Genomic DNA, 25,334 nt, shown 5'->3' on the forward strand with positions numbered 1-25,334 from the left:
GCGGTGTCGTGTCTCATCTTCCCCCACCCCCCCCCGGCAACCAAATGGCCACGCCCCCCACCCAAAACACCGCCCCCCCCCCCGCGCGGGGCCCGGCCCGCTTCTTATGAAGGTGACGGTTACGCGGGGCGAACCACGCTGTGGATCGGCATGTAGTAGATCGACTCGACGCGGACGTTCGCGCCCGGCTTCGGGGCGTGGATCATCTTGCCGTCGCCGATGTAGATCCCTACGTGGCTGATGTCGTCGTAGAAGAAGACCAGGTCACCCGGCTTGGCGTCGGCGGTCTTCACGGTCGTGCCGACCTTCACCTGGTCCCACGTGGTACGCGGCAGGGAGATCCCCGCGGCCTTCCACGCGTCCTGGGTGAGCCCGGAGCAGTCGTAGGAGTCGGGGCCGGTGGCGCCCCACACGTACGGCTTGCCGATCTGGGCCTCGGCGAAGTTGATCACCTTCGCGGCCTTCGTCGCGTAACCGCTGCCCGTGCCCGCGCCAGAGCCCGAGCCGGCGCCGGAACCCGCGTCCGGGGTCTCCTTGTCCTTCTCGCGCTCCTTGGCCGCGGCCTCTTCCGCCGCCTTGCGCTTGGCCTCGGCCTCGGCCTCCTGCTTGCGCGCCAGCTCGGCGGCCTTGCGCTTGGCCTCGTCTTCCTTCTTCTTCTCGATCGCCGCGAGCCGTGCCTTCTCCTCGGCCGTCAGCTCCGAGAGCATCGTGCGCGCCTGGCCCAGCTTCTTCTGGACGGTCTGCTTGCTCGTCCTGAGGTCGTCCCGCGAGTCGCTCAGCGTCTCCAGGCTCTTGGTGGCCTTCGTGCGCTGCTTCGTCGCCGATGCCTGCTGCGTCTGGTAGTCGTCGACCGCCCTTTTCTGGCGCGCGGTCAGCCGGTCCGACAGGTGGTTCTGGTCGAAGAATCCCTGCGGGTCGTCGGCGAGCATCATCGTGGCGGTCTCGGAGACGCCGCCGGTGCGGTACTGGGCCGCGGCGAACGTGCCCAGCTGCCGGCGGGCCTCGTTCAGCTTGTCGGCGCGTTCGGCCACGTCGTCGAGGAGCGTGTCGACCTTCTTGCGCTGCTTGTCGGTGCGCTCCTTGGCCGAGTTGTACTTCTGGGTGGCCACGCCCGCCTGGTGGTAGAGGTCGTCGACCTTCTTCTGGACCTCTTCGAGGCTGGGCTTCTGGGGCGCGGACGGTGCCGCTTGCGCGCTCTGTGACAGGAGGGCCACGGACGTCAGGGCTGCCGTCGTGATGCCGAGGGCGGGGGTGGCGCGTAGGCCGGCAATGCGGGTCCGCGGCTTGCGGTGCGACGCCAAGGGAGGCGACTCCTTCCGTAGACCGCCTACCGGGTTAGCTGTCGGGTTCGGGCGGGTGGTTCCGGAAGGTTGCCCTACAGTCCCGTACTGCGTACGGGACCGATTCACCCCAAGTTCTACGTGGGTCCCCGGCTCCGAGGAGATCGAACTCGGCGGAGGCCGCCCGTTCCCGGCGGGGTTCGCCGGTGGAAGTACGAGCAGCCCGGGCAGCAACCTAGCCAATTCGTGTGGCCCGTGTGAAGGTTGATGTTCGATATGCCCGATACGTTTTCGTTACTTTACGAAGCGCTTGACGCGGGCATGCGGTGCTGTTGCGGAACGTGACGGCCCGCGGGCGGGGCGTAGGCAGGGCGTAGGTGAAGTGCGGGCGGACGGGGTGGCCGGAACCCGGGGCGGGTTGTCAGTGGGGCCGCCTAGACTCGGGAGGCGATGAGCAGCCTCTTTGATGACAGCTTCCTGGCGGACCTCAAGCCCTCGCGGGCTTCGGAGGAAGAGCCCCCGCCGCCGCCCGAGGACAGTGGTCCGGAATCCGTTCCGGATGATCTGTTCGACGGGAAGTTCGACGCGCCCACACCCCGGGACGCGCACTACCGCGGCGGCGCCCCGCGCCCCGTGCTCGACCCGGCGGCCCTGCTCGACGGGCTGAACGAGAACCAGCGCGCGGCCGTCGTGCACGCGGACTCCCCGCTGCTCATCGTCGCGGGCGCGGGTTCCGGCAAGACCCGGGTCCTGACGCACCGCATCGCCTATCTCCTGGCCGAGCGGCACGTGCACCCGGGACAGATCCTGGCGATCACGTTCACGAACAAGGCCGCGGGCGAGATGAAGGAGCGCGTCGAGAACCTCGTCGGGCCGCGGGCCAACGCGATGTGGGTGTCGACGTTCCACAGCGCGTGCGTGCGCATACTGCGCCGCGAGTCGAAGACGATCGGCTTCACGTCCTCCTTCTCGATCTACGACGCCGCCGACTCCAAGCGGCTGATGGCGCTGGTCTGCCGTGATCTGGACATCGACCCGAAGAAGTTCCCGCCGAAGTCCTTCAGCGCCAAGATCTCGAACCTGAAGAACGAGCTGATCGACGAGGAGACCTTCGCCGGGCAGGCCGCCGACGGCTTCGAGAAGACGCTCGCCCAGGCGTACGCGATGTACCAGTCGCGTCTGCGCGAGGCGAACGCCCTCGACTTCGACGACCTGATCATGACGACGGTCAACATGTTCCGCGCGTTCCCGGACGTCGCCGAGCACTACCGCCGCCGCTTCCGCCACGTGATGGTCGACGAGTACCAGGACACCAACCACGCCCAGTACGCCCTGGTGCGCGAGCTGGTGGGCCCCTCCGGAGGCGAGGGGGACGACCCCGCCGAGCTGTGTGTCGTGGGTGACGCGGACCAGTCGATCTACGCCTTCCGCGGCGCCACGATCCGCAACATCCTCCAGTTCGAGGAGGACTACCCGAACGCGACGACGATCCTCCTGGAGCAGAACTACCGCTCCACGCAGACGATCCTGACCGCGGCCAACGCCGTCATCGAGCGCAACGAAAGCCGCCGCCCCAAGAATCTGTGGACCAACGCGGGCGAGGGCGCGGGCATCATCGGCTATGTCGCCGACACCGAGCACGACGAGGCACAGTTCGTCGCTGACGAGATCGACCGGCTCACCGACGCGGGCGACGCGAAGGCGGGCGACGTCGCGATCTTCTACCGGACGAACGCGCAGTCCCGTGTCTTCGAAGAGATCTTCATCCGCGTCGGCCTGCCCTACAAGGTCGTCGGCGGCGTCCGGTTCTACGAGCGCAAGGAAGTTCGGGACGTCCTCGCGTATCTGCGGGTGCTCGCCAACCCGGAGGACTCCGTCCCGCTCCGGCGCATTCTGAACGTCCCCAAGAGGGGCATCGGCGACCGCGCGGAGGCGATGATCGACGCGCTCTCGCAGCGCGAGAAGATCTCCTTCCCGCAGGCGCTGAAGCGCGTCGACGAGGCGTACGGAATGGCGGCCCGCTCGGCGAACGCCGTCAAGCGTTTCAACGTGCTGATGGAGGAGCTGCGCACCATCGTCGAGTCCGGCGCCGGGCCCGCCGTCGTCCTGGAGGCCGTGCTCGAACGGACCGGGTACCTCGCCGAGCTGCAGGCCTCGACCGACCCGCAGGACGAGACGCGCATCGAGAACCTCCAGGAACTCGCCGCCGTGGCCCTGGAGTTCGAGCACGACAGCGGTGCAGCGGAGGGCGGGACCGACGCCGAGACCGACACAGACACCGACGCCGAGACCGACGCCGAGACCGGCGCCGCGGACGGAGCGGACGCGGGTGCTGCCGCAGGCGTGTCGGGCACGCTGTCCCAGTTCCTGGAGCGGGTCGCGCTCGTCGCCGACTCGGACCAGATCCCGGACGAGGAGGACGACGGCTCCGGAGTCATCACGCTGATGACGCTGCACACCGCCAAGGGCCTCGAGTTCCCCGTCGTCTTCCTGACCGGCATGGAGGACGGCGTCTTCCCGCACATGCGCTCCCTCGGCCAGGTCAAGGAGTTGGAGGAGGAGCGCCGCCTCGCGTACGTGGGCATCACGCGCGCGCGTGAGCGGCTCTACCTGACGCGGTCCTCCATGCGCAGCGCCTGGGGACAGCCTTCGTACAACCCGCCGTCGCGCTTCCTGGAGGAGATCCCGGAGGCCCACCTGGACTGGAAGCGGAAGGGGTCCGTCGGGGCACCCGCCTCCTCCGGGCCCGCGGCCGGAATCGCCTCCTCCTTGTCGTCGTCGCGCTCGCGCACCGGGGGCGCGCAGGGCTTCGCCACGCGTCGTGCTTCGGAGAAGCCGGTGGTCGCGCTGGCGATCGGGGACCGGGTCACGCACGACCAGTTCGGCCTCGGGACCGTGGTCGGGGTGAAGGGCACGGGTGCGAACGCCGAGGCGACGGTGGACTTCGGAGAGCCCAAGCCGAAGCGGCTCCTGCTGCGGTACGCGCCGGTGGAGAAGCTGTAACGCCTGGGGCGGCGGCCGGAGTTACGTCGGGTCGAGGTTGTGGCTGCGCAGCCACGGCAGCGGGTCGATCGCCGAGCCGCCGCCGGGGCGCACCTCGAAGTGCAGGTGCGGTCCCGTGGAGTTGCCGGAGTTCCCGGAGAAGGCGATGGGGTCGCCCGCCTTGACGGGGCCGCTGGACACCTTGTGCGTGGAGAGGTGGCAGTACCACGTCTCCGTGCCGTCCTTGGCGGTCACGATCGCCATGTTGCCGTAGGCGCTGTTCCACTTGGTGGAGACCGTGCCGTCGGTGGCGGCGAGCACCTCGGTGCCGTACGACACCGGGAAGTCGATTCCGGAGTGCGCGGACATCCAGTTGACGCCGGCCTGTCCGTAGTACGCGCTCAGGCCGTGCTGCTTCACCGGCAGCGCGAACTTGGGGCGCAGGCGCTCCTTGCGCGCGGCTTCCTCGGCGGCCTTCTTCTCGGCGGCGACCTTCTCCGCCTTGAGGTCGATGCGCTCCTGGGTGCGGCTCGCGCGGTCGGCGAAGTCACCGGCGTCCGCGGAGAGGTTCGCCAGCTGCGTGTCGAGCTTGTTGTTCGCGGCGGAGGGCTGCACCGACGCGGGGTCCGGGGCCGTTGCCGCCTGCGTCTCCTTGGCGTCGTCGCCGCCGAAGTCGCCCACGGAGGCGGCGGCGATACCGGCGACGCCCATCACGCAGGCGGAGGGCACGGCGACGGTGAAGAGTGCGGAACGCTTGGCGGGGGAGCGTCGGCGGGCCCGCGAGCGGGAGCCGTGCGAACGGTCCATGACCGGCGGCTCGTCGTCACCCGCGGTGCCCCTGGGGCTGGGCTCGACCGGGCCGAGCGAATCGGCGGGAGCTTCGTCGGGCGTGAACTCGTGCTCGGCGGGGGCCGGTTGGGCGTAGGGCTCGGGGGAGTGGGAACCGGAGGCGTAGGACCCGGTGTCGTAAGGCGAATGCTCGTACGGTTCGGGTGCCTCGTACGTGTCCGGCGCTCCGGGCGTGTCCTGGGCCTTGTATGCGCCGTGGGTCTCGTGCGAGCCGTGGTTCTCGTGCGCCTCAAGCGTCTCGGGAGTGCCGTACGCCTCGTGCGTTCCGGTGGCCCCGTACGGCACGGCCTGTGTCATGTCCTGGCCGCCGGAGTTCCACGCGGTCGCGTCGTACGCGCCGGTGTCGAAGGCCTGGGTCTCCCACTGGCCGGTCTGCTGCGGCTGGTTCCAGGCGCTCGCGTCCCACTGCGCGGTCGCGTCGGGGCCCGGCTGCGCCGGGATGTCGGCGGAGAGGTGCTGATAGCCGCCGGTCGACCACAGGGCGCCGGTGTCGTAGCTGCCGGTCTCGTAACCACTGGTGTCGTACGCGGCCTGGTGCTGCGCGGCGTACGGGTCGTGGTTCAGCGTCTGCCGCGTCCCCGTGGTGGACCACTGGCCGGTGTCGTACGAACCGCCGGGCATGTCGCCGAAGAGGGGGTCGGACGCGAAGCTTCCGGTGTCGTGACCGGCCGTCGCATGGCTGCCTGTGGTGTCGAAGCTTCCGGTGGAGTAGCCGTCGTAACCGGTATAGGCGCCGTGTTCGGTGCTCTGCGGGTCGTACGCCGCGTAGGGCGCATAGTCGGCGGGTGCCGAGGCCGGGGGTGTCGAGCTCCCCGACGGGTGACGGTCGTTCACCAACTTCTCTTTCGCCTCGGCAGCAGGGGCAGAGCAGTGCGGTGACTGTACCCGGCGGTATGCGGGCGCGACAATCTTCGTCAGGTTTCACGCTCTCAGGAAACGGGCATTCGGCCGCCTTTCGGTGGTCGGCGGGCACAGCTTTGGCCCTGCGTTCGAGCTCCGTTCGACAAATTTCCCTCGTTGAGGCGTGGCCGAGTTGCTCCTCAGGCCACGGTCAGTCCCTTCCGGGCGCCCGTCGCGGCGCTCCCGGGAGCGGGCAGATCGAGGGCCTGGCGGATTCCGGCGGCGACCGCGGGGTGCACGGGCAGGGCGAGATGGCCGACGCCGGTGACGCGTACGTTCTGCGCGATCAGGTCGGGGTGGTTGACGCAGGCCGTCTCGAGCGGGGTCATCAGCTGGTCCAGGTCGCTCCAGAAGCTCACGAAGCGGGTCCGGCAGCCCGGTGCGGGCTCGCGCAGCTCCTCGATCACGTCCGAGCCGGGGCGCATCTGGCGCACGATCGGGTGCGCGTCGGCCAGCGGCACGACCCGCGTTCCCTCGTGTGGGGTACCGAGGGTGACCAGCGTGCGGACGCGCTCGTCACCGCCGAGCCGCTGCGCGTAATAGCGGGCTATCAGGCCGCCGAGGCTGTGCCCGACGATGTCCACCTGGTGGTGGCCCGTGCGCTCGCAGATCTCCTCTATGTGGCGGCCGAGCAGCTCCGCGGCGGTGCGGATGTCGCAGGTGAGGGGGGAGTAGTTGAGGGACTCCACGTGCTGGCCGCCGTGCTGGGCCAGGGAGCGGCGCAGGAGGACGAAGACCGAGCGGTTGTCGATGAAGCCGTGCAGGAGGATGACCGGCGGGCGGTTCTCCGCCGGGAGCCGGGTGGCGTCGGGAGGTGGCAGTTCGGCGGCGATCCTGCGTTCCTGAGCGATGCCCGAGGGGTAGAGGAGAAGGTGACCGGCGAGGATGGCCACCTCAAGTGCGGTCGCCTTCAGCAGCGCCATGGAGAGCCCCGCCAGTCTGGCGGGCAGCGACAGGCAGGGCGGGCGAAAGGGCAGGCCCCTCGTGATGGTCATGGTCGACCTCCCGGTCGGCACGCGAGAGGACGGCTCTGTCCCCCGTGTGCCCGTAGTGGGGAGGCGTGGCAGAGGTCGTACGACGACGCGTGGTCAGCGCCGGTGGCGCTCCGCACAGCGGCGCGATCGCCGATGTGCCGCGTCACCACGGGGCGCGGCTGGCGGCGCGGTGGCACGGCGACCTCGTTGCGGCTCCCCTTGCGCCGTTCCCGGGGCGGTCCATATGCCGCTGGATACGGGAGTGGCGCGCAGCGAACGTGTCCCATCGTGTGATTTCCCCCTCGCTCACCACCGTGAAACTGCCGGGTGCGAGATGCTGGAGATAACGTTCGTTCACTTCCCCGGCCGGTGCGGCACGGGGTGCCAGTGCTTGGGCAGATGGATATCGGTACATGGAGGCAGTGATGGGTGTGGCAGCCGGTCCGATCCGCGTGGTGGTGGCCAAACCGGGTCTCGACGGTCATGATCGCGGGGCCAAGGTGATCGCGAGGGCACTGCGTGACGCGGGTATGGAGGTCATCTACACCGGCCTGCATCAGACGCCCGAGCAGGTGGTGGACACCGCGATCCAGGAGGACGCCGACGCGATCGGTCTGTCCATCCTCTCCGGTGCCCACAACACGCTTTTCGCGCGCGTGATCGAGCTTCTCAAGGAGCGCGACGCGGAGGACATCAAGGTCTTCGGCGGCGGCATCATCCCTGAGGCGGACATCGCGCCGCTCAAGGAGAAGGGCGTCGCGGAGATCTTCACTCCCGGGGCGACGACGGCGTCGATCGTGGACTGGGTCCGGGTGAACGTCCGTCAGCCGGCGGGCGCCTGACGGCCACCGCGCTGCGGTGGGAGTGTCCGGCCTCCTCTGCTCCCTGGGTTTCCTGGCAGCAGCCAGCCGGGCTCGCTCCTCGGTGGCGGTGGGGACTTCCGGCAGCATCGGCTTCTTGGCGGAGGTGCCTAAGATGACGGCACCCCCGGATCTTCCGGAGACGTCGGCGCCCCCGAATCGTCCGGCGTCGCGCCCGGTTTCCGCGGCTCGGCGCCCGGTTTCCCCGGGTCAGCGCCCAGCTCCGCTCGCATCGCCGCGCGTAGACGCAACGTACTGACCAGGCGCTGGAAGGCTTCCGACCAGTAGCCGCCCGCGCCGGGGGAAGCGTCCTCCGGCTCGTCCGGTATCGCGGTCAGTACGTCGAGGCGGACCGCCTCCGCCGGGTCGAGGCAGCGCTCCGCCAGACCCATCACCCCGCTGAAGCTCCAGGGGTAACTCCCGGCGTCCCGCGCGATGTTCAGCGCGTCCACCACCGCCCGGCCCAGCGGTTCCGACCAGGGCAGCGCACACACGCCGAGCAGCTGGAACGCCTCCGAGAGGCCGTGCGTCGCGATGAACCCCGCGACCCAGTCGGCCCGCTCCCCGGCAGGCAGCGCGGCGAGGAGCTTCGCCCGCTCGGCGAGCGACGCCGCGCCGGGCCCCGCCGCATCGGGGGACGAGGGGGCGCCGAGCAGCGCCCGGGACCAGACCGCGTCGCGCTGCCGCACCGCCGCGCGGCACCACGCGGCGTGCAGTTCGCTCTGCCAGTCGTCGGCCACGGGAAGCGCCACGATCTCGGCGGGGGTACGGCCGCCGAGCCGCTCCGGCCAGGTGCCGAGCGGGGTGGACTCCACCAACTGACCCAGCCACCAGGATCGTTCGCCCCGTCCGGCCGGTGGCTTCGGGGTGACCCCGTCGCGCTCCATGCCCGCGTCGCACTCGTGCGGTGCCTCGACCGTGAGCGTCGGCATGGCCTTCGTGCCCTGCGCGTGGTCGATGGCCACGCAGGACGCCGCCCGGTCCGCCATCCGCGCGGCGAGGGCGGAGGAGGGGAGCGCGGAGAGGAGCTCGGCCGCAGTGGCGCGGACGTTGCGGCTGCGGTCGGTGAGGGCCTGTTCCAGGAACGGCTCGTCGGCTTCGCACAGCCGGTTGCGCAGGGAGTCGAGGAACATCAGGCGGTCCTCCGCGCGCTCCGTGCTCCAGGTGGAGGCGAGCAGGTCCCGTGCGGCGGCCGGGTCATGGGCCCGCACGGCGCCGAGCAGGGCGACGCGCTCGGCGAACAACCCCTCCTCCCAGAGCTGCTGGACCTGTGCCGTGTCCTCAGGGGCGGGCAGGGCCACACCGCCGCCCGGGGTGGAGCGAAGCGCGAACTTCCAGTCCGGGTTGAGCCGTGCGAGCCACAGGGCCTGCGGGCCCGCGAAGGCGAGGGCCTGCGGGCGGATGTCCGTGCGCCCGCGGGCCGCGTTCAGGAGGGCCGGCAGGAGCTCGGGTGGTGCCGCGAAGCCGCGGTCGTTGGCCAGCGCCAGCCACTGGGGCAGCAGTTCCATCAGATCGGGCACCGCGCCACGGCGACCGCCGCTGCCCGCCCCGGGGTGATCGGTGAGCAGAGTGGCGAGCCTGCGCCGTGCCGACGGCGGCACCAGGGGCCTGGGGTCGTCCGCCGCAGGCTCGGGAGGTGTGGCGGCGGGCGCGGGGGACAGCCCGGCTCTGCGCCGCACGGTCTGCACCGCGGCCGCGTCCAGCAGGGCGGTCGGCGCGTCCTTGTCCTGGGTGCGTACGGGGGGCGTGCGGCGGTCGGTGCCGAGGAGCGCGGCGGTGACCAGGTCTTCCCAGGGGATGACGGTCGCTTCGGTGAGTGCGGTGGTGCCGGTCATGTGGACTCCTCTCACGGACGGATCTGTCGGGTCTGTCGGGCCTGTCGGGTCTCGCTGGTTTCTCTGATCTCGCTGGTTTCGCGGGTCTCTCAGGTCTTGCGGGTTTCGCGGGTGTCCCGGGTCTTTCTGGGAGTACTTCGGGTTCTTCTTCTGGACGTATTGGCCTGGAGGACCGGATGGAGAGCGTGGCGGTGTTCTCAGCGGGCGGCGCGGTGCTGCGGCATCCCGGCGAGCTCCGTGACGCGCCGCGAAGCCCGCAGAGCCCGAGGAGCACACGTGGTGATCAGCACAGGGCCACCGCCTCTCCCGCTCCGCTCGGCCAGGCCGTCAGAGGGGTGAAGCCCTTGTGACCACACTCGCCGAAGACCGTCACGGGAGCGCCTCCGGAGAGTGCCACCAGCCGCCACAGGCCCGATCGGGACGCCGCGGAAGGGGTGATGGGCAGCGCTGTCCCGCCTTCCGCGTCCACCAGCTGCCAGCTGTCGGAGGAGGGCCCGGGGTGAGGGGTCGGTATCACCTCGTGCAGCGTCACCGGCCAGGAATCCAGCCAGGGGTCGTCCCGCAGCACCTCTCCATAGCGGCGCGCGGCCTGTTCCGTCCGCAGCCCCGGCGGCCGGGCGGGTGTCGGCGACGGAGTGCCGAACTGCTCGCCCAGGTCGGCCCGCAGCTGCCCGCCTCCCGGATACGAGGTCAGCTCGGCGTCCAGCGCGAGGCCCACCGGCAGCGCGAGCGCGGGTGCGCGGCCCGCGGCTCCGTATGACAGGAGCAGGGCCGTCCGGTCGGACTCCGCGCCGTACAGCCATATCCGTCGGGTGGTGAGCTTGCTGTCCGCCGTGTCGTACTGCGCGAGCACCAGCCAGTGGTCCCGCACCGGCGGGCCCTCCGCGGACATGGGCAGGCCCATACGGGAGCGGACCGTGGCCGCCAGGGCCTCCGGCAGTCGCTCGCGGTGCAGCCAGCCCTGACCCAGCAGGTGGAGCAGTGCGCACTCCTCCAGCATCCGCACCGGCCAGCCGGGGCCCGAGGAGGGTATGGCTCCCAACTCCCGCACCCGCGCGGCCAGTCCCGGGGCCTGCGCGTCGACCATGCGGGCCGCCGTCTCCTCCCACAGCCCGTACCCCGTCTGCTCGGCGGCGGCTATACCGCCCCGCAGCAGATCCGAGAGGCGCTGCTCCAGCTCCGTCACCCCCGCCGTGACCCGCTCGGCCCGCCGCTCCGCCCTGCGGCGCGCCGCCTCCGGGTCGGCGACCCGCGCGACCGGCTCGGCGTCCGAAGTCCGCTGCGTCTCCGCCCTCTTACGGCGCCCCGCCAGCCATTCCTCCGCCCACCCCGGCGGCTGCGCGTCCGGCGTCGCCCCGACCGTCCCGTCCTCGCCGGCCCAGAGCAGCAGCAGCCCGAGCGCGTGCTTGCACGGGAATTTGCGGCTCGGACAACTGCACTTGTACGCCGGGCCCGCCGCGCCGGTGATGTCCGCGATGTCGACGACCGTCTGATACGGCTTGCTGCCACTCCCCTTGCACAGTCCCCACACCGTCCCCTCGCCCGAACTGCCTGCCTCCGACCATGGGCCGGCGACGCCGAGTTTGCTTCCCGCCTTGCGTGACGGGGCATCAGGCGCCAAGGCCAGCACCTGATCCGCCGTCCAGCGCACCCCCTGCTGAGTCATGTCATCGAAGGTAGATCCCGCCACTGACAATCGACCTGGGCGTCGATGTATGCGCAGGTCAGCGGCGTTCGAGAGTCGATTGTCAGTGGCGTGGTGCACGGTTGGAATCACATCCGGGCCAGATGCGCCCGGACGAGTTGGAGGGGGATCGCTCCATGACCGTGTCCGTCGACTCGACGACCGCAACGACCTCATCGACTTCATCGGCCTCAGCAACTTCGACGGCTTCGACGACTGGGATGACTTCGCCGGACGAGCGCCGGCCCACGCTGGAATCCGCGCCCGCGGGAGAGGCGCTGCGGCCGCACGCCGAGCACGCCTTCGCCGCCGAACTTGCCGCGCTCGCCGCGCAGGACGACCGGCCGCGCCCTGCCCGCTGGCGGCTCTCGCCCTGGGCCGTCGCGACGTATCTGCTCGGCGGCACGCTGCCCGACGGAACGGTGATCTCGCCGAAGTACGTGGGGCCGCGCCGCATCGTCGAGGTCGCTATCACCACCCTCGCCACGGACCGCGCCCTGCTCCTGCTCGGCGTGCCCGGCACCGCGAAGACATGGGTGTCCGAGCATCTGGCGGCCGCCGTCAGCGGGGACTCGACGCTGCTCGTGCAGGGCACGGCCGGCACGCCGGAGGAGGCGATCCGGTATGGCTGGAACTACGCGCAGCTGCTCGCGCACGGCCCCAGCCGCGACGCGCTCGTGCCCAGCCCTGTGATGCGGGCCATGTCCGAGGGCATGACGGCGCGGGTCGAGGAACTGACCCGCATCCCCGCCGACGTACAGGACACCTTGATCACGATCCTCTCGGAAAAGACGCTCCCCATACCGGAGTTGGGTCAGGAGGTGCAGGCCGTACGCGGCTTCAATCTCATCGCCACCGCCAACAACCGCGACCGCGGGGTCAACGACCTGTCGAGCGCGCTGCGCCGCCGCTTCAACACGGTGGTCCTTCCGCTGCCGGAGAGCGCCGAGGCCGAGGTCGACATCGTCTCGCGCCGTGTCGACCAGATCGGGCGCTCGCTCGATCTGCAGTCCGGGCCCGAGGGGATCGACGAGATACGCCGCGTCGTCACCGTCTTCCGCGAGCTGCGGGACGGGGTCACGGCCGACGGGCGTACGAAGGTGAAGTCGCCGAGCGGCACGCTCTCGACGGCCGAGGCGATCTCCGTAGTCACCAACGGCCTGGCTCTGGCAGCGCACTTCGGGGACGGCGTGCTGCGGCCGGGTGATGTCGCGGCGGGCATCCTCGGCGCGGTCGTCCGTGACCCGGCGGCGGACCGGGTGATCTGGCAGGAGTACCTGGAGGCGGTGGTCCGTGAGCGTAACGGGTGGAAGGACTTCTACCGCGCGTGCCGTGAGGTGAGTGCGTGACGTACGGGGGAGGTTGGGGCGGCCCGGATGTGCCGGGTGTGACTGTGCGTGTGGGTGTGGGTGTGACGGTGGCTGGTTCGCGTGAGAAGGGGTGGGGCGGACATGAGCGACGAGGTGCGGGGGACGAGGACGCGGGCTGGCGAGGGGCCGTTGCTGCTCGGGGTTAGGCATCACGGTCCGGGGTCGGCGCGAGCGGTGCGGGCCGCGCTCGATGAGGGCGCGCCACGCGTGGTGCTGATCGAGGGGCCACCCGAGGCCGACGGCCTTGTGGCGCTCGCGGCGGACGAGGGGATGCGGCCGCCGGTGGCGCTGCTCGCGCACGTGGTGGACGAGCCCGGCCGGTCGGCGTTCTGGCCGCTGGCGGAGTTCTCGCCGGAGTGGGTCGCTATCAAGTGGGCTGCGGAGGCCAGGGTTCCGGTCCGGTTCATGGACCTACCGGCGTCGCATTCACTGGCGCGGGCGGAAGGAGCGGAGGGGGAAGAGGACGCCGCTGACGGGGAAAAGGGCACCGCGGAGGGGGAGCCGGGCGCACCCGGACCTCCGGGGGAAGCGGACGTAGAGGCGGTGCGGATCGATCCGCTCGCGGTGCTCGCCGAGACCGCCGGGTACGACGATCCGGAGCGGTGGTGGGAGGACGTCGTCGAGCACCGGGGGTCGGGCGAGGACGCGTTCGCGCCGTTCGACGCGCTGGGTGAGGCCATGGGGGCGCTGCGCGAGGAGTACGGGGCCGGTGGGCACGACCGTGACCTGGTGCGCGAGGCGTACATGCGGATCCAACTGCGTTCTGCGCAGCGGGAGTTCGGGGTCGATGACGTCGCGGTCGTGTGCGGGGCCTGGCATGTGCCCGCGCTGCGGCAGAAGGTGACCGTGGCGGCGGACCGGGCGCTGCTCAAGGGGCTGCCGAAGGTGAAGGTCGACATGACCTGGGTGCCGTGGACGCACCGCCGCCTCTCCCGGGCCAGTGGATACGGCGCGGGGATCGCGTCGCCGGGGTGGTACGGGCATCTGTTCAGCGCGCCCGACCGGCCCGTCGAGCGCTGGCTGACGAAGGTCGCACGGCTCCTTCGGGACGAGGACAGGCTCGTGTCGTCCGCGCATGTCATCGAGGCGGTGCGGCTCGCGGAGACGCTTGCCGCGATGCGGGGGCGTCCGCTGGCGGGGCTCACCGAGACGACGGATGCGATCCGGGCGGTGATGTGTGAGGGCTCCGACGTGCCGCTCTCCCTCGTGCACGACAAGCTCGTCGTCGGAGATGTGCTCGGTGAGGTGCCGGACTCCGCGCCGGCGGTGCCGTTGCAGCGCGATCTCACGCGCCTCCAGCGCAAGCTGCGGCTCAAACCGGAGGCTCTGGAGCGGGAGTTGGAGCTGGATCTGCGCAAGGAGACGGATGCGGCGCGCAGCAGGCTGCTGCATCGCCTCCGGCTGCTCGGGATCGGCTGGGGCACGCCGGTCGAGTCACGGGGGAGCACGGGTACGTTCCGGGAGACCTGGCGGCTGCGGTGGGAGCCGGAGCTTTCCGTGCGGGTGGCGGAGGCGGGGGTGTGGGGGACGACTGTCGTGGCGGCGGCCACCGCCCGCACGGAGTCCGATGCCGTCGGGGCCAGGGCCCTGGCCGAGGTCACCGCGCTGGCCGAGCGGTGTCTGCTGGCCGCGTTGCCGGACGCGTTGCCCGTGGTGATGCGGGTCCTCGCGGACCGGGCGGCGCTGGATGCGGATGTCGGGCATCTGGCGCAGGCGTTGCCCGCGTTGGTGCGGTCGCTGCGGTACGGGGATGTGCGGGGCACGGACACGGTTGCCCTCGGCGAGGTGGCTGTGGGCCTCGCCGAGCGGGTGTTCGTCGGGCTGCCCCCGGCGTGTGCGGGGCTTGACCAGGACGCGGCGCTCGAGATGCGGGGGCATGTGGATGCGGTGCATCAGGCGGTGGGCTTGCTGGGGGAGCTGGGCGGTGAAACTGCGAGTGGGGGAACGTCCGGTGCGCGTGTGACTCTGCCGGGTGCTGGCATGCGGGGGCGGTGGTACTCCGTTTTGAGGGTGCTGGGGGAGCGGGACAGTGTCGCCGGGGTGGTGCGGGGCCGGTGCGTGCGGCTCCTGATGGACGGCGGGGAGCTGGCCGACGGTGAGGCCGCTCGGTTCATGGGGCTCGCCCTGTCCCGGGGGACCGAGCCCGCCGAAGCCGCCGCCTGGATCGAGGGGTTCGTGGGCGGCGGGTCCGGGGGCGGCATGCTGCTCGTGCACGACGAGCGGCTGCTCGGGCTGGTCGACGACTGGCTGACGGGAGCCCCCGACCGCGCCTTCACCGACGTACTGCCACTGCTGCGACGCACCTTCTCGGCGTACGAACCGGGCGTACGGCGGACGTTGGGGGAACTGGTGCGACGTGGCCCAGCGGCGAGCGCGGGCGCCGCGACCGCCGCCGGCGGGATACCCGGCTTCGGACCGGACCTGGACGCCGAGCGCGCGGATGCGGTGCTGCCGGTGCTGAGTCTGTTGCTGGGGGTTGGGGCCGGGGCGGATTCCGGGGTTGGGATTCGGGCTGAGGGCGGGGTTGGTTCCGAGACGGGGGCCGGGACCGGGGGCGGGGCTGGGCCTGCGTCCGGAACCAGGGCTGGTGTTGGTGACGGTAACGGCCTTGTGGGGGTGGGGTGATGACGTGGGAAGTGGGGCGGGGCGTGGTTCGGGAGGTGGCGGTGGACGTGGCTCAAGGAGTGCGGGTGGACGTGGTTCGGGAGGCGCGGGCGGACGTGCCTCAGGGAGTGCGGTCGGACGTGGTTCGGGAACTGCGGTCGGACGTGACTCGGGTGGACGCGGCTCGGGTGGCGCCTCCTGACGCGGGGGTGGGCGTGATGGAGGGCGGGGCTTTGGAGGTTCGGGCGGGTGGGGCGGTAGAGGCTGTTCGGGGTGGTGCGGATGTTGTTGATCGAGGGGCGGCCGCCGTCGCAGGTGAGGGTGGGGCGGGGGCTGTGGCTCAAGCGGTGCGGGCGGACGTGGCTCAAGCGGTGCGGGCGGACGTGGCTCAAGCCGTGCGGGCCGACGTGGCTCAAGCGGTGGGGGCCGACGTGGCTCAGGGAGTGCGGTCGGACGTGGTTCGGGTGGTGACGGCTGCCGCGGGGGTGGGCGTGATGGAGGGCGGGGCTTTGGAGGCTCGGGCGGGTGGGGCGGTGGTCGTTGCTCGGGGTGGGGCGGTTGCCGCTGTTCAGGGTGGGGTGGAGGTTGTCGCTCGAGGGGCGGTCGTCGTCGCAGATGGGGGTGGGGCGGTGGCCGTTGCTGGGGGTGGTGGGGCGGTAGCGACTGTTGCTCGAGGGGCGGCTGTCGTCGCAGGGGGTGACGGTGAGGTTGTGGCTCGGAGTGCAGGTGCAGGTGCAGGGCAACTGTTGGTGGGGGGCTTGGGGCCAGGGGAGGTTTCGGGCGTGGGGGATGACCGGGAGCGGATGCGGCGGTGGCGGCTTGTGTTGGGTGGGGGCGCTGCTGACGGGACCGGGTGCGAGCTCGGCGGTAGGGATGCGGCCATGGATGGGGCGCTCGGTGCGCTCTACGGGGGAGGGGAGGCGGGGAAGAAGGACCGGGGGCGGGACCGTTCGGCGGGGCTGGGGGCGTCCGCGCCGTCCGTGTCGCGTTGGCTCGGGGACATCCGGACGTACTTCCCCTCGTCCGTCGTCCAGGTCATGCAGCGTGACGCCATCGAGCGGCTGGGTCTGTCGACGCTGCTCCTGGAGCCCGAGATGCTGGAGGCCGTGGAAGCCGACGTACATCTGGTCGGGACTCTGCTCTCCCTCAACAAGGCCATGCCGGAGACCACCAAGGAGACCGCGCGAGCCGTCGTGCGCAAGGTGGTCGAGGACCTGGAGAAGCGGCTCGCCACGCGCACCCGGGCCACCCTCACCGGCGCGCTCGACCGCAGCGCCCGCGTCAGCAGGCCGCGCCACCACGACATCGACTGGAACCGCACGATCGCGGTCAACCTCAAGAACTACCTGCCGGAGTACAGGACGATCGTGCCCGAGCGCCTCGTCGGGTACGGGCGGGCCTCTCAGTCAGTGAAGAAGGAAGTCATCCTCTGCATCGACCAGTCGGGCTCGATGGCCGCGTCCGTCGTCTACGCCTCGGTGTTCGGTGCCGTGCTCGGTTCGATGCGGTCGCTCAACACGCGGCTCGTCGTCTTCGACACGAACGTCGTCGATCTGACCGATCAGCTCGACGATCCGGTGGACGTCCTGTTCGGCACGCAGTTGGGGGGCGGGACGGACATCAACCGGGCGCTCGCGTACTGCCAGTCGCAGATAACCCGGCCCGCCGACACCATCGTCGTCCTCATCAGCGACCTCTACGAAGGGGGCATACGCAACGAGATGCTGAAGCGGGTCGCGGCGATGAAGGCGTCCGGCGTGCAGTTCGTGACGCTGCTCGCGCTCTCCGACGAGGGGACGCCCGCGTACGACCACGAACATGCGGCGGCGCTCTCGGCCCTGGACGCGCCGGCCTTCGCCTGCACCCCGGATCTCTTCCCGGAGGTGATGGCAGCGGCGATCGAGAAGCGCCCGCTGCCCATACCGGACATGAGTACGCATCGGTAACACATGAATACGCATCGGTAACCCGGGACTTGCGCGAGGGCGGGCGGGGCGTGCGAGTATCGGCGGGCTTCACTCCTGGAGCGTCACGCTCCGGGGCCGTGTTCCGGGCCTCGCCCGGCCCGGCCCGGCCCGCCCCAGCACCAGCAGAGGAACCCCTCGTCTTGACTCCCGCAGCAGTCGTTCTGCCCGATGCCGCTGTGCGCATGCCGCGCGCCGTGGCCGGGCGGCGTGCGCTGCAAGTGGTGCTGCTGCTGGCCGGGTTGTTCGCGCTGGGCTTCCTCTGCGGCGAGCGTGCGCATGCGGCGGACGGTGTGCCGGCTCCGGGCCAGGCAACCAAGCCTGCGGCGCGGTCGGTGGAACCGGTGCGTGAGCGTGGGGCCGAACCTGCGCGCGAGGCCGTGCGGGGCGGGCGCGAGGCGGTGCGCGATGCCGCCGTCGAGCCCGTGGCCCACGTCGCCGAGCCCGTGGCCCGGACCGCGCGGGGTGTTGTGCGGCCGGTCGTGGACGGGGTCACCGGAGTTGTCGAGGGCGCGCCGCAGCGCGTGCTGCCCGAGGCGCCCGACCTGCCGGGTACGCCCGGCGTCCCCGGTCTGCCCAGCGCCCCCGACGTGCCCGACGTGCCCGACGTGCCCGAGCTTCCGCAGCCGGGCCCCGGCCATGGTGCCGGCGCCGAGCCTCCGGCCTCTCATGCCGGTCAGGGCGAGGCGACGGCACGGGCGCACGTGGCGCGGGCCGAGTCCTCGTACGGCACCGGCACCGGCACCGGCACCGGCACCGGCACTCGCACCAGCACCCACATCGGTACCGGCACCACCCACCCGAGCGGTCAGCAGGCGCACCGCACCGGGCACGAGCCGTCCCCGTCCCCACTCCCGTCCCCCCTCCCCTCTCCGTTTCCGTCCGCACCCGGAGATCCCGTGCGGACGCTGGGCGGGCAGTCGGCCGGTGACGGGAGTTCGACGCGGCACGGCGATCCGTGTACCGCCTCGCTCGACGGCCGTGCGCCGGTGAGGCTTCTGCAGGGCGCCGGGGCCGGTCAGGTTCCCGCGCCGATCCGCGAACGGCACCGGGACATTCCCGAATTCCCTGGCTAGGGCAGCCCTTTCCCCGCGAAGACCTGCCGCGCGGGGGTGGCAAAGGTCTGCCCGCCGACCGGACGTATCTCGTACCGGGTCGGATTCACAGCCAGAGTTCGAAGGATCTGAAGCACGCATGAACAAGAACATCCGTCGTTCCATCGTCATAGCCGCCGGTGTCACGGGAGCCTGGGCGCTCGGGTCCGCCGTGGCCAGCGCGGACGAGCTGCCGCAGCACTCCGTCTCCCTGCCGGACCAGGCGTCCGACGCGGTCGCCGACGTCACCGGTGACGCAGCCGACGTCGCCGACACCGCCAACACCGCCGATGTCGCTGACGTCCAGGGCAAGGCGAAGTCCACTCTCGCCGACACGAAGTCCGCCCTCTCCGGCGCGAAGTCCACCGTCGCGGACGCGAAGGCCGCGGCCCCCAAGGCCGCCGCCCCGAAGTCCGACCTCCCGCACATCGAGACCCCTCATCTCGACACCCCTCAGCTCGACACGCCCAAGGCTCCTACGGCTCCCCAGGCTCCCGAGGACTCCGTCGACTACCTCTTCGGACCCCTCTCCGCCTTCGCCCCGGCTGTCGACGAGGCCAAGGCGACCGCCACCCCCATCGCCGAGGAGACCGCCGCCTCCGTGCTGCCGCCCGTCGCCGCCACCGCCGTCGACGGCGTCGTGCCGGTCGCCGGGCAGGCCGTCGGTGACGTCGGCTACCTGGCGCAGGGCGTGGTCGGGGACGTGCAGCCGTTCGCCGGTGGCGTCGTCGGCGAGGTCCCGCCGTTCGCGCAGGGTGTCGTCGGTGACGATGTCCAGCCCTTCGCGGGCGGGGTCGTCGGCTCGGTCTCGCCGCTCGTGCGGACCGTCGCAGACCAGGTGCGGCCCGTCGTGCAGGGCGTCGGCGGCAGCGCGGACCAGCTCGCGTACGGCGTCACAGGTGATGTCCCCGCGTTCACCGGTGGCGTCGTCGGCCAGGTTTCCCCGTTCGCGCAGGACCTGACCGGCACCGTCGCCCCCGACGCGCAGTCCCTCGCCGGGAACGCCGTCACGGGCGTCCAGGGTGTCGCCGGTTCGGTCACCCCGGACTACCTCCCCACCTACGAGCAGGCGTACAACGCGACGCACAACGCTGCGTACAACGCCACGCACAACGTCTGACACGCAAGGTGCAGCCGTGCGGCGGCACGCACTGCACCTCACTGCACCCGCTGTACCAGCAGTAACAGGCGCAAACGGGCGGTCCCTGTCACCCCAGGGGCCGCCCTCCCCCTACCTGGCCCCGCGATCTGTGACAGTCATCACCGCCCAAATGTGATCTGTGATTTAGGGACCTACGGCCCACGGCGATAACCTGCGAGACGGACATGCCGCGTACCGGACTCCGTCCTACGCCTCCCTTGTGACAGCGCAGTCACGTTGCCCTCCGCGGCACGCCCACGCAGACAGCTGACCACAAAGCAGCGAGATCGCAGCGAGATCACGGAAAAGGGACGGACGCGCGTGGACCTGTTCGAGTACCAGGCGAGGGACCTCTTCGCCAAGCACGGTGTACCGGTGCTGGCCGGTGAAGTCATCGACACGCCTGAGGCGGCGCGCGAGGCCACCGAGAAGCTGGGCGGCAAGTCGGTCGTCAAGGCACAGGTGAAGGTCGGTGGCCGCGGCAAGGCCGGCGGCGTGAAGCTGGCCGACACCCCGGACGAGGCCGTCGCTCGCGCGACGGACATTCTCGGGATGGACATCAAGGGCCACACGGTCCACAAGGTGATGATCGCCGAGCTGTCCCCGGAGATCGAGGCGGAGTACTACGTCTCGTACCTCCTCGACCGCACCAACCGCACCTTCCTCGCCATGGCGTCGGTGCAGGGCGGCATGGACATCGAGGAGGTCGCGGAGAAGACCCCCGAGGCCCTCGCGAAGGTCCCGGTCAACGCCGTCGAAGGCGTGAACATCGAGAAGGCCCGCGAGATCGTGGCCCAGGCGAAGTTCCCGGCCGAGGTGGCCGAGGGTGTCGCCGAGGCCATGGTGACCCTGTGGGACACCTTCGTCGCCGAGGACGCGCTCCTCGTCGAGGTGAACCCGCTGGTCAAGACCAAGGACGGCCGCATCCTGGCGCTTGACGGCAAGGTCTCGCTCGACGAGAACGCCGACTTCCGCCAGGCGGACCACGAGGCTCTTGAGGACAAGGACGCAGCCAACCCGCTCGAGGCTGCTGCCAAGGCCAAGAACCTCAACTACGTGAAGCTCGACGGCGAGGTCGGCATCATCGGCAACGGCGCGGGTCTCGTCATGAGCACCCTGGACGTCGTCGCGTACGCCGGTGAGGCGCACAACAACGTCAAGCCGGCCAACTTCCTCGACATCGGCGGCGGCGCTTCGGCCGAGGTCATGGCGAACGGCCTGGAGATCATCCTCGGCGACCCGGACGTCAAGTCCGTCTTCGTCAACGTCTTCGGTGGCATCACCGCCTGTGACGAGGTCGCCAACGGCATCGTGCAGGCGCTCGAGCTCCTCAAGTCCAAGGGCGAGGAAGTCACCAAGCCCCTGGTCGTGCGTCTCGACGGCAACAACGCGGAGCTGGGTCGCAAGATCCTGAGCGACGCCAACCACCCGCTCGTGCAGCGCGTGGACACCATGGACGGCGCGGCCGACAAGGCCGCCGAGCTCGCGGCCGCGAAGTAAGGGACGAGGGACAGAACAGCCATGGCTATCTTCCTCAACAAGGACAGCAAGGTCATCGTCCAGGGCATGACCGGTGCCACGGGCATGAAGCACACCAAGCTCATGCTCGGTGACGGCACGAACATCGTCGGTGGCGTGAACCCGCGCAAGGCGGGCACGAAGGTCGACTTCGACGGCACCGAGGTACCGGTCTTCGGCTCGGTCAAGGAGGCCATGGAGGCCACGGGCGCCAACGTGTCCGTCCTCTTCGTGCCGCCGGCCTTCTCCAAGGCCGCCGTCGTCGAGGCGATCGACGCCGAGATCCCCCTCGCCGTCGTCATCACCGAGGGCATCGCCGTCCACGACTCCGCCGCCTTCTGGGCGTACGCGAAGTCGAAGGGCAACAAGACCCGCATCATCGGCCCGAACTGCCCCGGTCTCATCACCCCGGGCCAGTCGAACGCCGGCATCATCCCGGGCGACATCACGAAGCCGGGCCGCATCGGCCTGGTCTCGAAGTCCGGCACGCTGACGTACCAGATGATGTACGAGCTCCGTGACATCGGCTTCTCGTCGGCCGTCGGCATCGGTGGCGACCCGGTCATCGGCACGACGCACATCGACGCCCTCGAGGCGTTCGAGGCCGACCCCGACACCGACCTGATCGTCATGATCGGCGAGATCGGCGGCGACGCCGAGGAGCGTGCGGCGGACTACATCAAGGCCAACGTGACGAAGCCGGTCGTCGGCTACGTCGCCGGCTTCACCGCGCCCGAGGGCAAGACCATGGGCCACGCCGGCGCCATCGTCTCCGGCTCCTCCGGCACGGCCGCCGCCAAGAAGGAGGCCCTTGAGGCCGCGGGCGTCAAGGTCGGCAAGACGCCGACCGAGACGGCGAAGCTCGCGCGGGCGATTCTCGCGGGCTGAGTTTGCCTGAACCGTTTGAACAGTGGGCCCGCATCTCTCGTGAGAGGTGCGGGCCCACTGTTCGTTCGTTGTGACCTGCGGGCCGGCCGTGGCTGGCCGCGCAGTTCCCCGCGCCCCTAAAGATGGCGCAGTTCCCCGCGCCCCTTAAGGGGCGCGGCCTATTTCGCCATTGGCGTCAGTCTCTCCGGGCCGCTCGACAGGTCCTCGCGGAGCTTCTTGTGGAGGATCTGGTCCGCGTACGTCAGGTGGCCGGGGCCCATGCGGGGCGGTACTCCGCTGATGGCCTTGCCCGGGGCCTGGGGCGGCTCGTAGTGGGTGGGGGCCGTGCGCAGGGTGAGGGCGGTCGCGCCGACGATCAGGGCGGTGAAGGCGATCGCCGCGCGGGTCCAGAACCGGGCGCGGTGCTCGCTCCCGGTGCGGACCCGGACCGCGTTCGGGGGCCGCAGTTTCTCCGCGCCGCACAGCTCGCCGAGGCGCTGGTGCAGGGCTTCGGGCGTCGCCGCGACGTCGGGGAGCTTCTCGGCGAGAGCCTCGCGCGCGTGCAGCAGCCGGTGGGCCGCTGCGGGCGTGCTCGCCTCGGTCTCGGCCGCGGTCTCGGGCAGGTCGAGGCCGACGCCGTCGTAGAGCAGCAGGGTGCGGCGCTGTGCGGGCGGCAGGCTCATCAGCACCTTGAGGAAGGCGCGGTCGGCCGCCTCGGCGGGCGGCGCGTCGGGCTGTCGGTGGGCCGGGCGCAGGCGGTGCCAGGGGGACATCGCGTACTCGTACGCCGCCGCGCGCACCCAGCCCGCCGGGTCGCGGTCCACGGCGACCTCGGGCCAGCGCTGCCAGGCGAGCTGGAAGGCGCGCTCCACGGATTCCTGGGCGAGGGTGCGGCGGCCGGTGAGCAGGTACGTCTGGCGTACGAGACCGGGCGCGCAGGTCGCGCAGAGCGTGTCGAAGGCTTCGGCGGGGGTCGCCGCAGCGGTGGGCCCGGACTCCCGCGCCGCCGGAGGAGCGGCCGTGGCGACAGCAGGGGTGGCGCGCACCACCGGCTCGGGCCGGGTGTGGCTGTTCATCGCCGCGCCGACCGGGATGCGCGCGGGGGCCTTGCCGTCCTTGGTGTCGACGGTCGGGGCCATGTCCCGGGCCCAGCTGGGGCGGCGTACGGCGCGTTTGCCCGTACCGGAATCCGAGACGGTCTGCTCGTTCGCGATCTCGGCGAGCAGCTTCACATAGCTGTCGCGCTTGCGTCCGCGTGGCGTCGAGCGCCCTGATTCCCAGGAGCGGACCGTCTCCCGGGTGACGCCCACCTTCGCGGCGACCTCCGCCTGGCTCAGGTGCTTCGCCTCGCGCAGGCGGCGGCGTTCCTTCGGGGTCGGCAACGAAGGGGCTCCCCCCTGCCCGACCGGGGTCGGGCGCTTGGGGGCGGCAGGGCTCTGGGTCATGTCGGACTCTCCGCGCCGTTGGCCGTGGGCCTTCGTGCGGCGGGCAGCGGGGCGCGGCTGATCCGTCGTACGAAAAAGTACATAAACGTATCTTGAGCGACACATCGGGTATTCGCCTGTTACGGGGAGAAAGCGCGTGTCGTTGGGAGCATGGCGGGTGTGACTCAAATCACCGATCGCACCTCACCGTTGCCGCCCCTGAAGCCGCTGGTCGAGCGGTTCCGGGACCGCTCACCCGGACTGGGGACGTGCCTGTTCGGCGGGGCCGTCGCGGCCGGGCTCGGCCTGGGCTCGTGCGCCGTCCTGGTGATGGTCCTCTGGATCAGCTCGCCCTATCCGGACAGCGGGCCCGACGGGGCGCTGCATGTCGCGGCCTCGGTGTGGCTGATCGCCCACGGCGTGGAGCTGGTCAGGACGGACACGCTCTCCGGGACCCCGGCGCCGGTCGGCGTCACGCCCTTGCTCCTGATGGCACTGCCGGGCTGGCTCGCGCACCGGGCGGCGCGGGACGCGGCGGATCCGGAGGAGCGGGGAATGGCGCCGCGGACCGCGTGGTGCGGGGTGGTCGGCGGCTACCTCCTGGTCGCCACCGCCGCGACGCTGTACGCCGCCGGGGGTGAGATGCGGCCGTCATGGCCGAGCACGGCCCTGCACCTGCCGCTGGTCGTGGCGGGTGCGGCGGCGGTGGGGGTGTGGACGGCGCTCGGCCGCCCCCGGGAGCCGCTGCCGGGCGTGGTCCGGGTCGGCCTGCGCACGCTGCCCGCAGCCGTACGTCCCTTCTTCCTGCGCCGGTACGTCCGCGCCGTCACGCGGGCCGGAGCGGCCGGGGCGGTGGTGCTCGTCGGCGGGGGAGCGCTCCTGGTGGCGGTGTCGCTCGCGCTGCACGGCGGACTGGCGAGGGCGTCGTTCGCACAGGTCACGGACGTGTGGTCGGGCCGCTTCGCGGTGCTCCTGCTCGCCGTGGCCCTGGTGCCGAACGCGGCGGTGTGGGGCGCGGCGTACGGCCTCGGCCCCGGCTTCGCGCTCGGCACGGGAGGTGTGGCGGGGCCGCTCGCCGTGAGCGCGGGCCCGATGCTGCCGTCGTTCCCGCTGCTCGCGGCGGTGCCCGCTGAGGGGCCGGGGTCGCCGTTGACGTGGGCGGCGGGTGCGGTGCCGCTGGCGGCGGGGTGCGCGGTCGCGCGGTTCACGGCGGGGGCGGCGGCGCCTGTCGTGGGGGAGCGGGGTGAGGCGTGGTCGCGGGGGCGGACGGCGCTGGTCGCCGTGGGCGCGGCTGCGGTGTGCGGGGCGGCTCTCGCGGGGCTCGCGGCGCTTGCGGGAGGCCCGATGGGGGTGGCCGCCCTGGCCGACTTCGGGCCGGTGTGGTGGCAGACGGGGGCGGCGGCGCTGGGGTGGACGGCGGTGGTGGGGGTGCCGGGCGCCCTGCTTATGCGGGCCTGGCGCCTGAGAACCCGCCGGACCACACCACGCCGGACGTGGCCCACCCCGCGCTGGACCTGGCCCACCCTGCGCCTGCCGAGGCCTCGCCTGCCCCACCTGCCCCGCCCGCGGCTGCGCGCCCCTGACCTGCGCCTCCCGCGCCGCCGCCACAGCCCTCCACCGCCTCCGGAGCCCCCGGCCCCGGAACCGTTCGAGCCGTACGACTTCCTGCCGCACACGCCGGTGGGCGACACGACGGACTGGGGCATGACGGACTGGCACGACGAAGCCTCCCGGGAGGCCCGCTGGGCAGCCCTCAGAGACGCGACCAAGAAGGAACGGCCGCCGGGGGCTTAGCCGGGGGCTAGGGGGCAGGGGCAGGGGCAGCGAGCATCGGGAAGCCGACGGGATGAGGGGCGAGGACGCCTGGGTGGAGCCCGAGCCCCTTACGGACGGGAGGCTGCGGGCCGTCGCGCGTCACCCCACCGGGCAATCGGGCTCGCACGTCACCCCACCGGGCAATCGGGCTCGCGCGTCACGCCACCGGGCAA

General features: G+C 71.5%; 16 protein-coding genes and 1 riboswitch. Of the genes, 10 read left to right on the forward strand and 6 right to left on the reverse strand.

The genetic code is table 11. The features are described from left to right. Nucleotides 1-119: 119 nt before the first annotated feature. Complete coding sequence (locus AB0E78_RS27080; protein ID WP_361837379.1) at nucleotides 120-1,301, reverse strand: NlpC/P60 family protein; 1,182 nt, start codon at nucleotides 1,299-1,301, stop codon at nucleotides 120-122. A 7-nt stretch (nucleotides 1,302-1,308) separates the two neighbouring features. Further along, nucleotides 1,309-1,466, reverse strand: a riboswitch (cyclic di-AMP (ydaO/yuaA leader). A 264-nt stretch (nucleotides 1,467-1,730) separates the two neighbouring features. On the opposite strand from AB0E78_RS27080, the gene pcrA reads away from it, so the two are divergent. Further along, nucleotides 1,731-4,283 (forward strand): DNA helicase PcrA, encoded by a 2,553-nt coding sequence (gene pcrA, locus AB0E78_RS27085; protein WP_361837382.1) that lies wholly within the window; start codon nucleotides 1,731-1,733, stop codon nucleotides 4,281-4,283. 21 nt (nucleotides 4,284-4,304) lie between these two features. Here the strand turns inward: pcrA and AB0E78_RS27090 are convergent, their stop codons facing one another. Both AB0E78_RS27090 and AB0E78_RS27095 read right to left on the reverse strand, forming a co-directional pair. Beyond that, nucleotides 4,305-5,945, reverse strand: a complete 1,641-nt coding sequence (locus tag AB0E78_RS27090; RefSeq protein ID WP_361837385.1) for a M23 family metallopeptidase — start codon at nucleotides 5,943-5,945, stop codon at nucleotides 4,305-4,307. Between the two features lie 206 nt (nucleotides 5,946-6,151). After that, nucleotides 6,152-7,006: an alpha/beta fold hydrolase gene (locus AB0E78_RS27095; protein ID WP_361837388.1), complete on the reverse strand. Its 855-nt coding sequence runs from the start codon at nucleotides 7,004-7,006 to the stop codon at nucleotides 6,152-6,154. Between the two features lie 404 nt (nucleotides 7,007-7,410). Here AB0E78_RS27095 and AB0E78_RS27100 point away from each other — a divergent pair, with 404 nt between their 5' ends. After that, the gene (locus AB0E78_RS27100; protein ID WP_361837391.1) at nucleotides 7,411-7,827 is read left to right on the forward strand and encodes a cobalamin B12-binding domain-containing protein; all 417 of its coding nucleotides are present in this window, start codon (nucleotides 7,411-7,413) and stop codon (nucleotides 7,825-7,827) included. Nucleotides 7,828-7,955: 128 nt separating this feature from the next. On the opposite strand, the gene AB0E78_RS27105 is transcribed toward AB0E78_RS27100, so the two are convergent. Then, entirely contained in the window at nucleotides 7,956-9,680 is a 1,725-nt protein-coding gene (locus AB0E78_RS27105) for a DUF5691 domain-containing protein (RefSeq protein WP_361837394.1), read from the reverse strand. 283 nt (nucleotides 9,681-9,963) lie between these two features. Continuing rightward, on the reverse strand, nucleotides 9,964-11,346 hold the full coding sequence (locus AB0E78_RS27110; RefSeq protein ID WP_361837397.1) for an SWIM zinc finger family protein: 1,383 nt from the start codon (nucleotides 11,344-11,346) through the stop codon (nucleotides 9,964-9,966). Nucleotides 11,347-11,585: 239 nt separating this feature from the next. On the opposite strand from AB0E78_RS27110, the gene AB0E78_RS27115 reads away from it, so the two are divergent. From AB0E78_RS27115 to sucD, 7 genes are all read left to right on the forward strand, one after another. Beyond that, nucleotides 11,586-12,713, forward strand: a complete 1,128-nt coding sequence (locus tag AB0E78_RS27115; protein WP_361837400.1) for an AAA family ATPase — start codon at nucleotides 11,586-11,588, stop codon at nucleotides 12,711-12,713. A gap of 102 nt (nucleotides 12,714-12,815) precedes the next feature. Next, nucleotides 12,816-15,359: a DUF5682 family protein gene (locus AB0E78_RS27120; RefSeq protein WP_361837403.1), complete on the forward strand. Its 2,544-nt coding sequence runs from the start codon at nucleotides 12,816-12,818 to the stop codon at nucleotides 15,357-15,359. A gap of 782 nt (nucleotides 15,360-16,141) precedes the next feature. After that, nucleotides 16,142-17,284: a VWA domain-containing protein gene (locus AB0E78_RS27125; RefSeq protein WP_361837765.1), complete on the forward strand. Its 1,143-nt coding sequence runs from the start codon at nucleotides 16,142-16,144 to the stop codon at nucleotides 17,282-17,284. A 161-nt stretch (nucleotides 17,285-17,445) separates the two neighbouring features. Beyond that, nucleotides 17,446-18,378, forward strand: coding sequence for a hypothetical protein (locus AB0E78_RS27130; RefSeq protein ID WP_361837406.1), 933 nt, complete (start codon nucleotides 17,446-17,448; stop codon nucleotides 18,376-18,378). 118 nt (nucleotides 18,379-18,496) lie between these two features. Then, complete coding sequence (locus tag AB0E78_RS27135) at nucleotides 18,497-19,516, forward strand: hypothetical protein (protein WP_361837408.1); 1,020 nt, start codon at nucleotides 18,497-18,499, stop codon at nucleotides 19,514-19,516. 342 nt (nucleotides 19,517-19,858) lie between these two features. After that, nucleotides 19,859-21,037, forward strand: coding sequence for an ADP-forming succinate--CoA ligase subunit beta (gene sucC / locus AB0E78_RS27140; protein ID WP_361837410.1), 1,179 nt, complete (start codon nucleotides 19,859-19,861; stop codon nucleotides 21,035-21,037). Between the two features lie 21 nt (nucleotides 21,038-21,058). After that, nucleotides 21,059-21,943 carry a succinate--CoA ligase subunit alpha gene (gene sucD, locus AB0E78_RS27145; RefSeq protein ID WP_160506736.1) on the forward strand — a complete coding sequence of 295 codons (885 nt, stop codon included), beginning with the start codon at nucleotides 21,059-21,061 and terminating at the stop codon, nucleotides 21,941-21,943. A 158-nt stretch (nucleotides 21,944-22,101) separates the two neighbouring features. Here the strand turns inward: sucD and AB0E78_RS27150 are convergent, their stop codons facing one another. Further along, nucleotides 22,102-23,367, reverse strand: a complete 1,266-nt coding sequence (locus AB0E78_RS27150; protein WP_361837413.1) for a sigma factor-like helix-turn-helix DNA-binding protein — start codon at nucleotides 23,365-23,367, stop codon at nucleotides 22,102-22,104. 150 nt (nucleotides 23,368-23,517) lie between these two features. Here AB0E78_RS27150 and AB0E78_RS27155 point away from each other — a divergent pair, with 150 nt between their 5' ends. Beyond that, nucleotides 23,518-25,140, forward strand: a complete 1,623-nt coding sequence (locus AB0E78_RS27155; protein WP_361837416.1) for a DUF6350 family protein — start codon at nucleotides 23,518-23,520, stop codon at nucleotides 25,138-25,140. Nucleotides 25,141-25,334 lie beyond the last annotated feature (194 nt).

Source organism: Streptomyces sp. NPDC032198 (genome assembly GCF_040636975.1).
GTDB lineage: Bacteria > Actinomycetota > Actinomycetes > Streptomycetales > Streptomycetaceae > Streptomyces.

Coding starts and splice junctions, on each gene's coding strand:
- AB0E78_RS27155 (WP_361837416.1), top strand. CDS start 23,518: ATGGCGGGTGTGACTCAAATCACCGATCGCACCTCACCGTTGCCGCCC.
- sucD (WP_160506736.1), top strand. CDS start 21,059: ATGGCTATCTTCCTCAACAAGGACAGCAAGGTCATCGTCCAGGGCATG.
- AB0E78_RS27150 (WP_361837413.1), bottom strand. CDS start 23,367: ATGACCCAGAGCCCTGCCGCCCCCAAGCGCCCGACCCCGGTCGGGCAG.
- AB0E78_RS27120 (WP_361837403.1), top strand. CDS start 12,816: ATGAGCGACGAGGTGCGGGGGACGAGGACGCGGGCTGGCGAGGGGCCG.
- AB0E78_RS27125 (WP_361837765.1), top strand. CDS start 16,142: ATGCGGCGGTGGCGGCTTGTGTTGGGTGGGGGCGCTGCTGACGGGACC.
- AB0E78_RS27095 (WP_361837388.1), bottom strand. CDS start 7,006: ATGACCATCACGAGGGGCCTGCCCTTTCGCCCGCCCTGCCTGTCGCTG.
- pcrA (WP_361837382.1), top strand. CDS start 1,731: ATGAGCAGCCTCTTTGATGACAGCTTCCTGGCGGACCTCAAGCCCTCG.
- AB0E78_RS27105 (WP_361837394.1), bottom strand. CDS start 9,680: ATGACCGGCACCACCGCACTCACCGAAGCGACCGTCATCCCCTGGGAA.
- AB0E78_RS27135 (WP_361837408.1), top strand. CDS start 18,497: ATGAACAAGAACATCCGTCGTTCCATCGTCATAGCCGCCGGTGTCACG.
- AB0E78_RS27110 (WP_361837397.1), bottom strand. CDS start 11,346: ATGACTCAGCAGGGGGTGCGCTGGACGGCGGATCAGGTGCTGGCCTTG.
- AB0E78_RS27115 (WP_361837400.1), top strand. CDS start 11,586: ATGACTTCGCCGGACGAGCGCCGGCCCACGCTGGAATCCGCGCCCGCG.
- AB0E78_RS27100 (WP_361837391.1), top strand. CDS start 7,411: ATGGGTGTGGCAGCCGGTCCGATCCGCGTGGTGGTGGCCAAACCGGGT.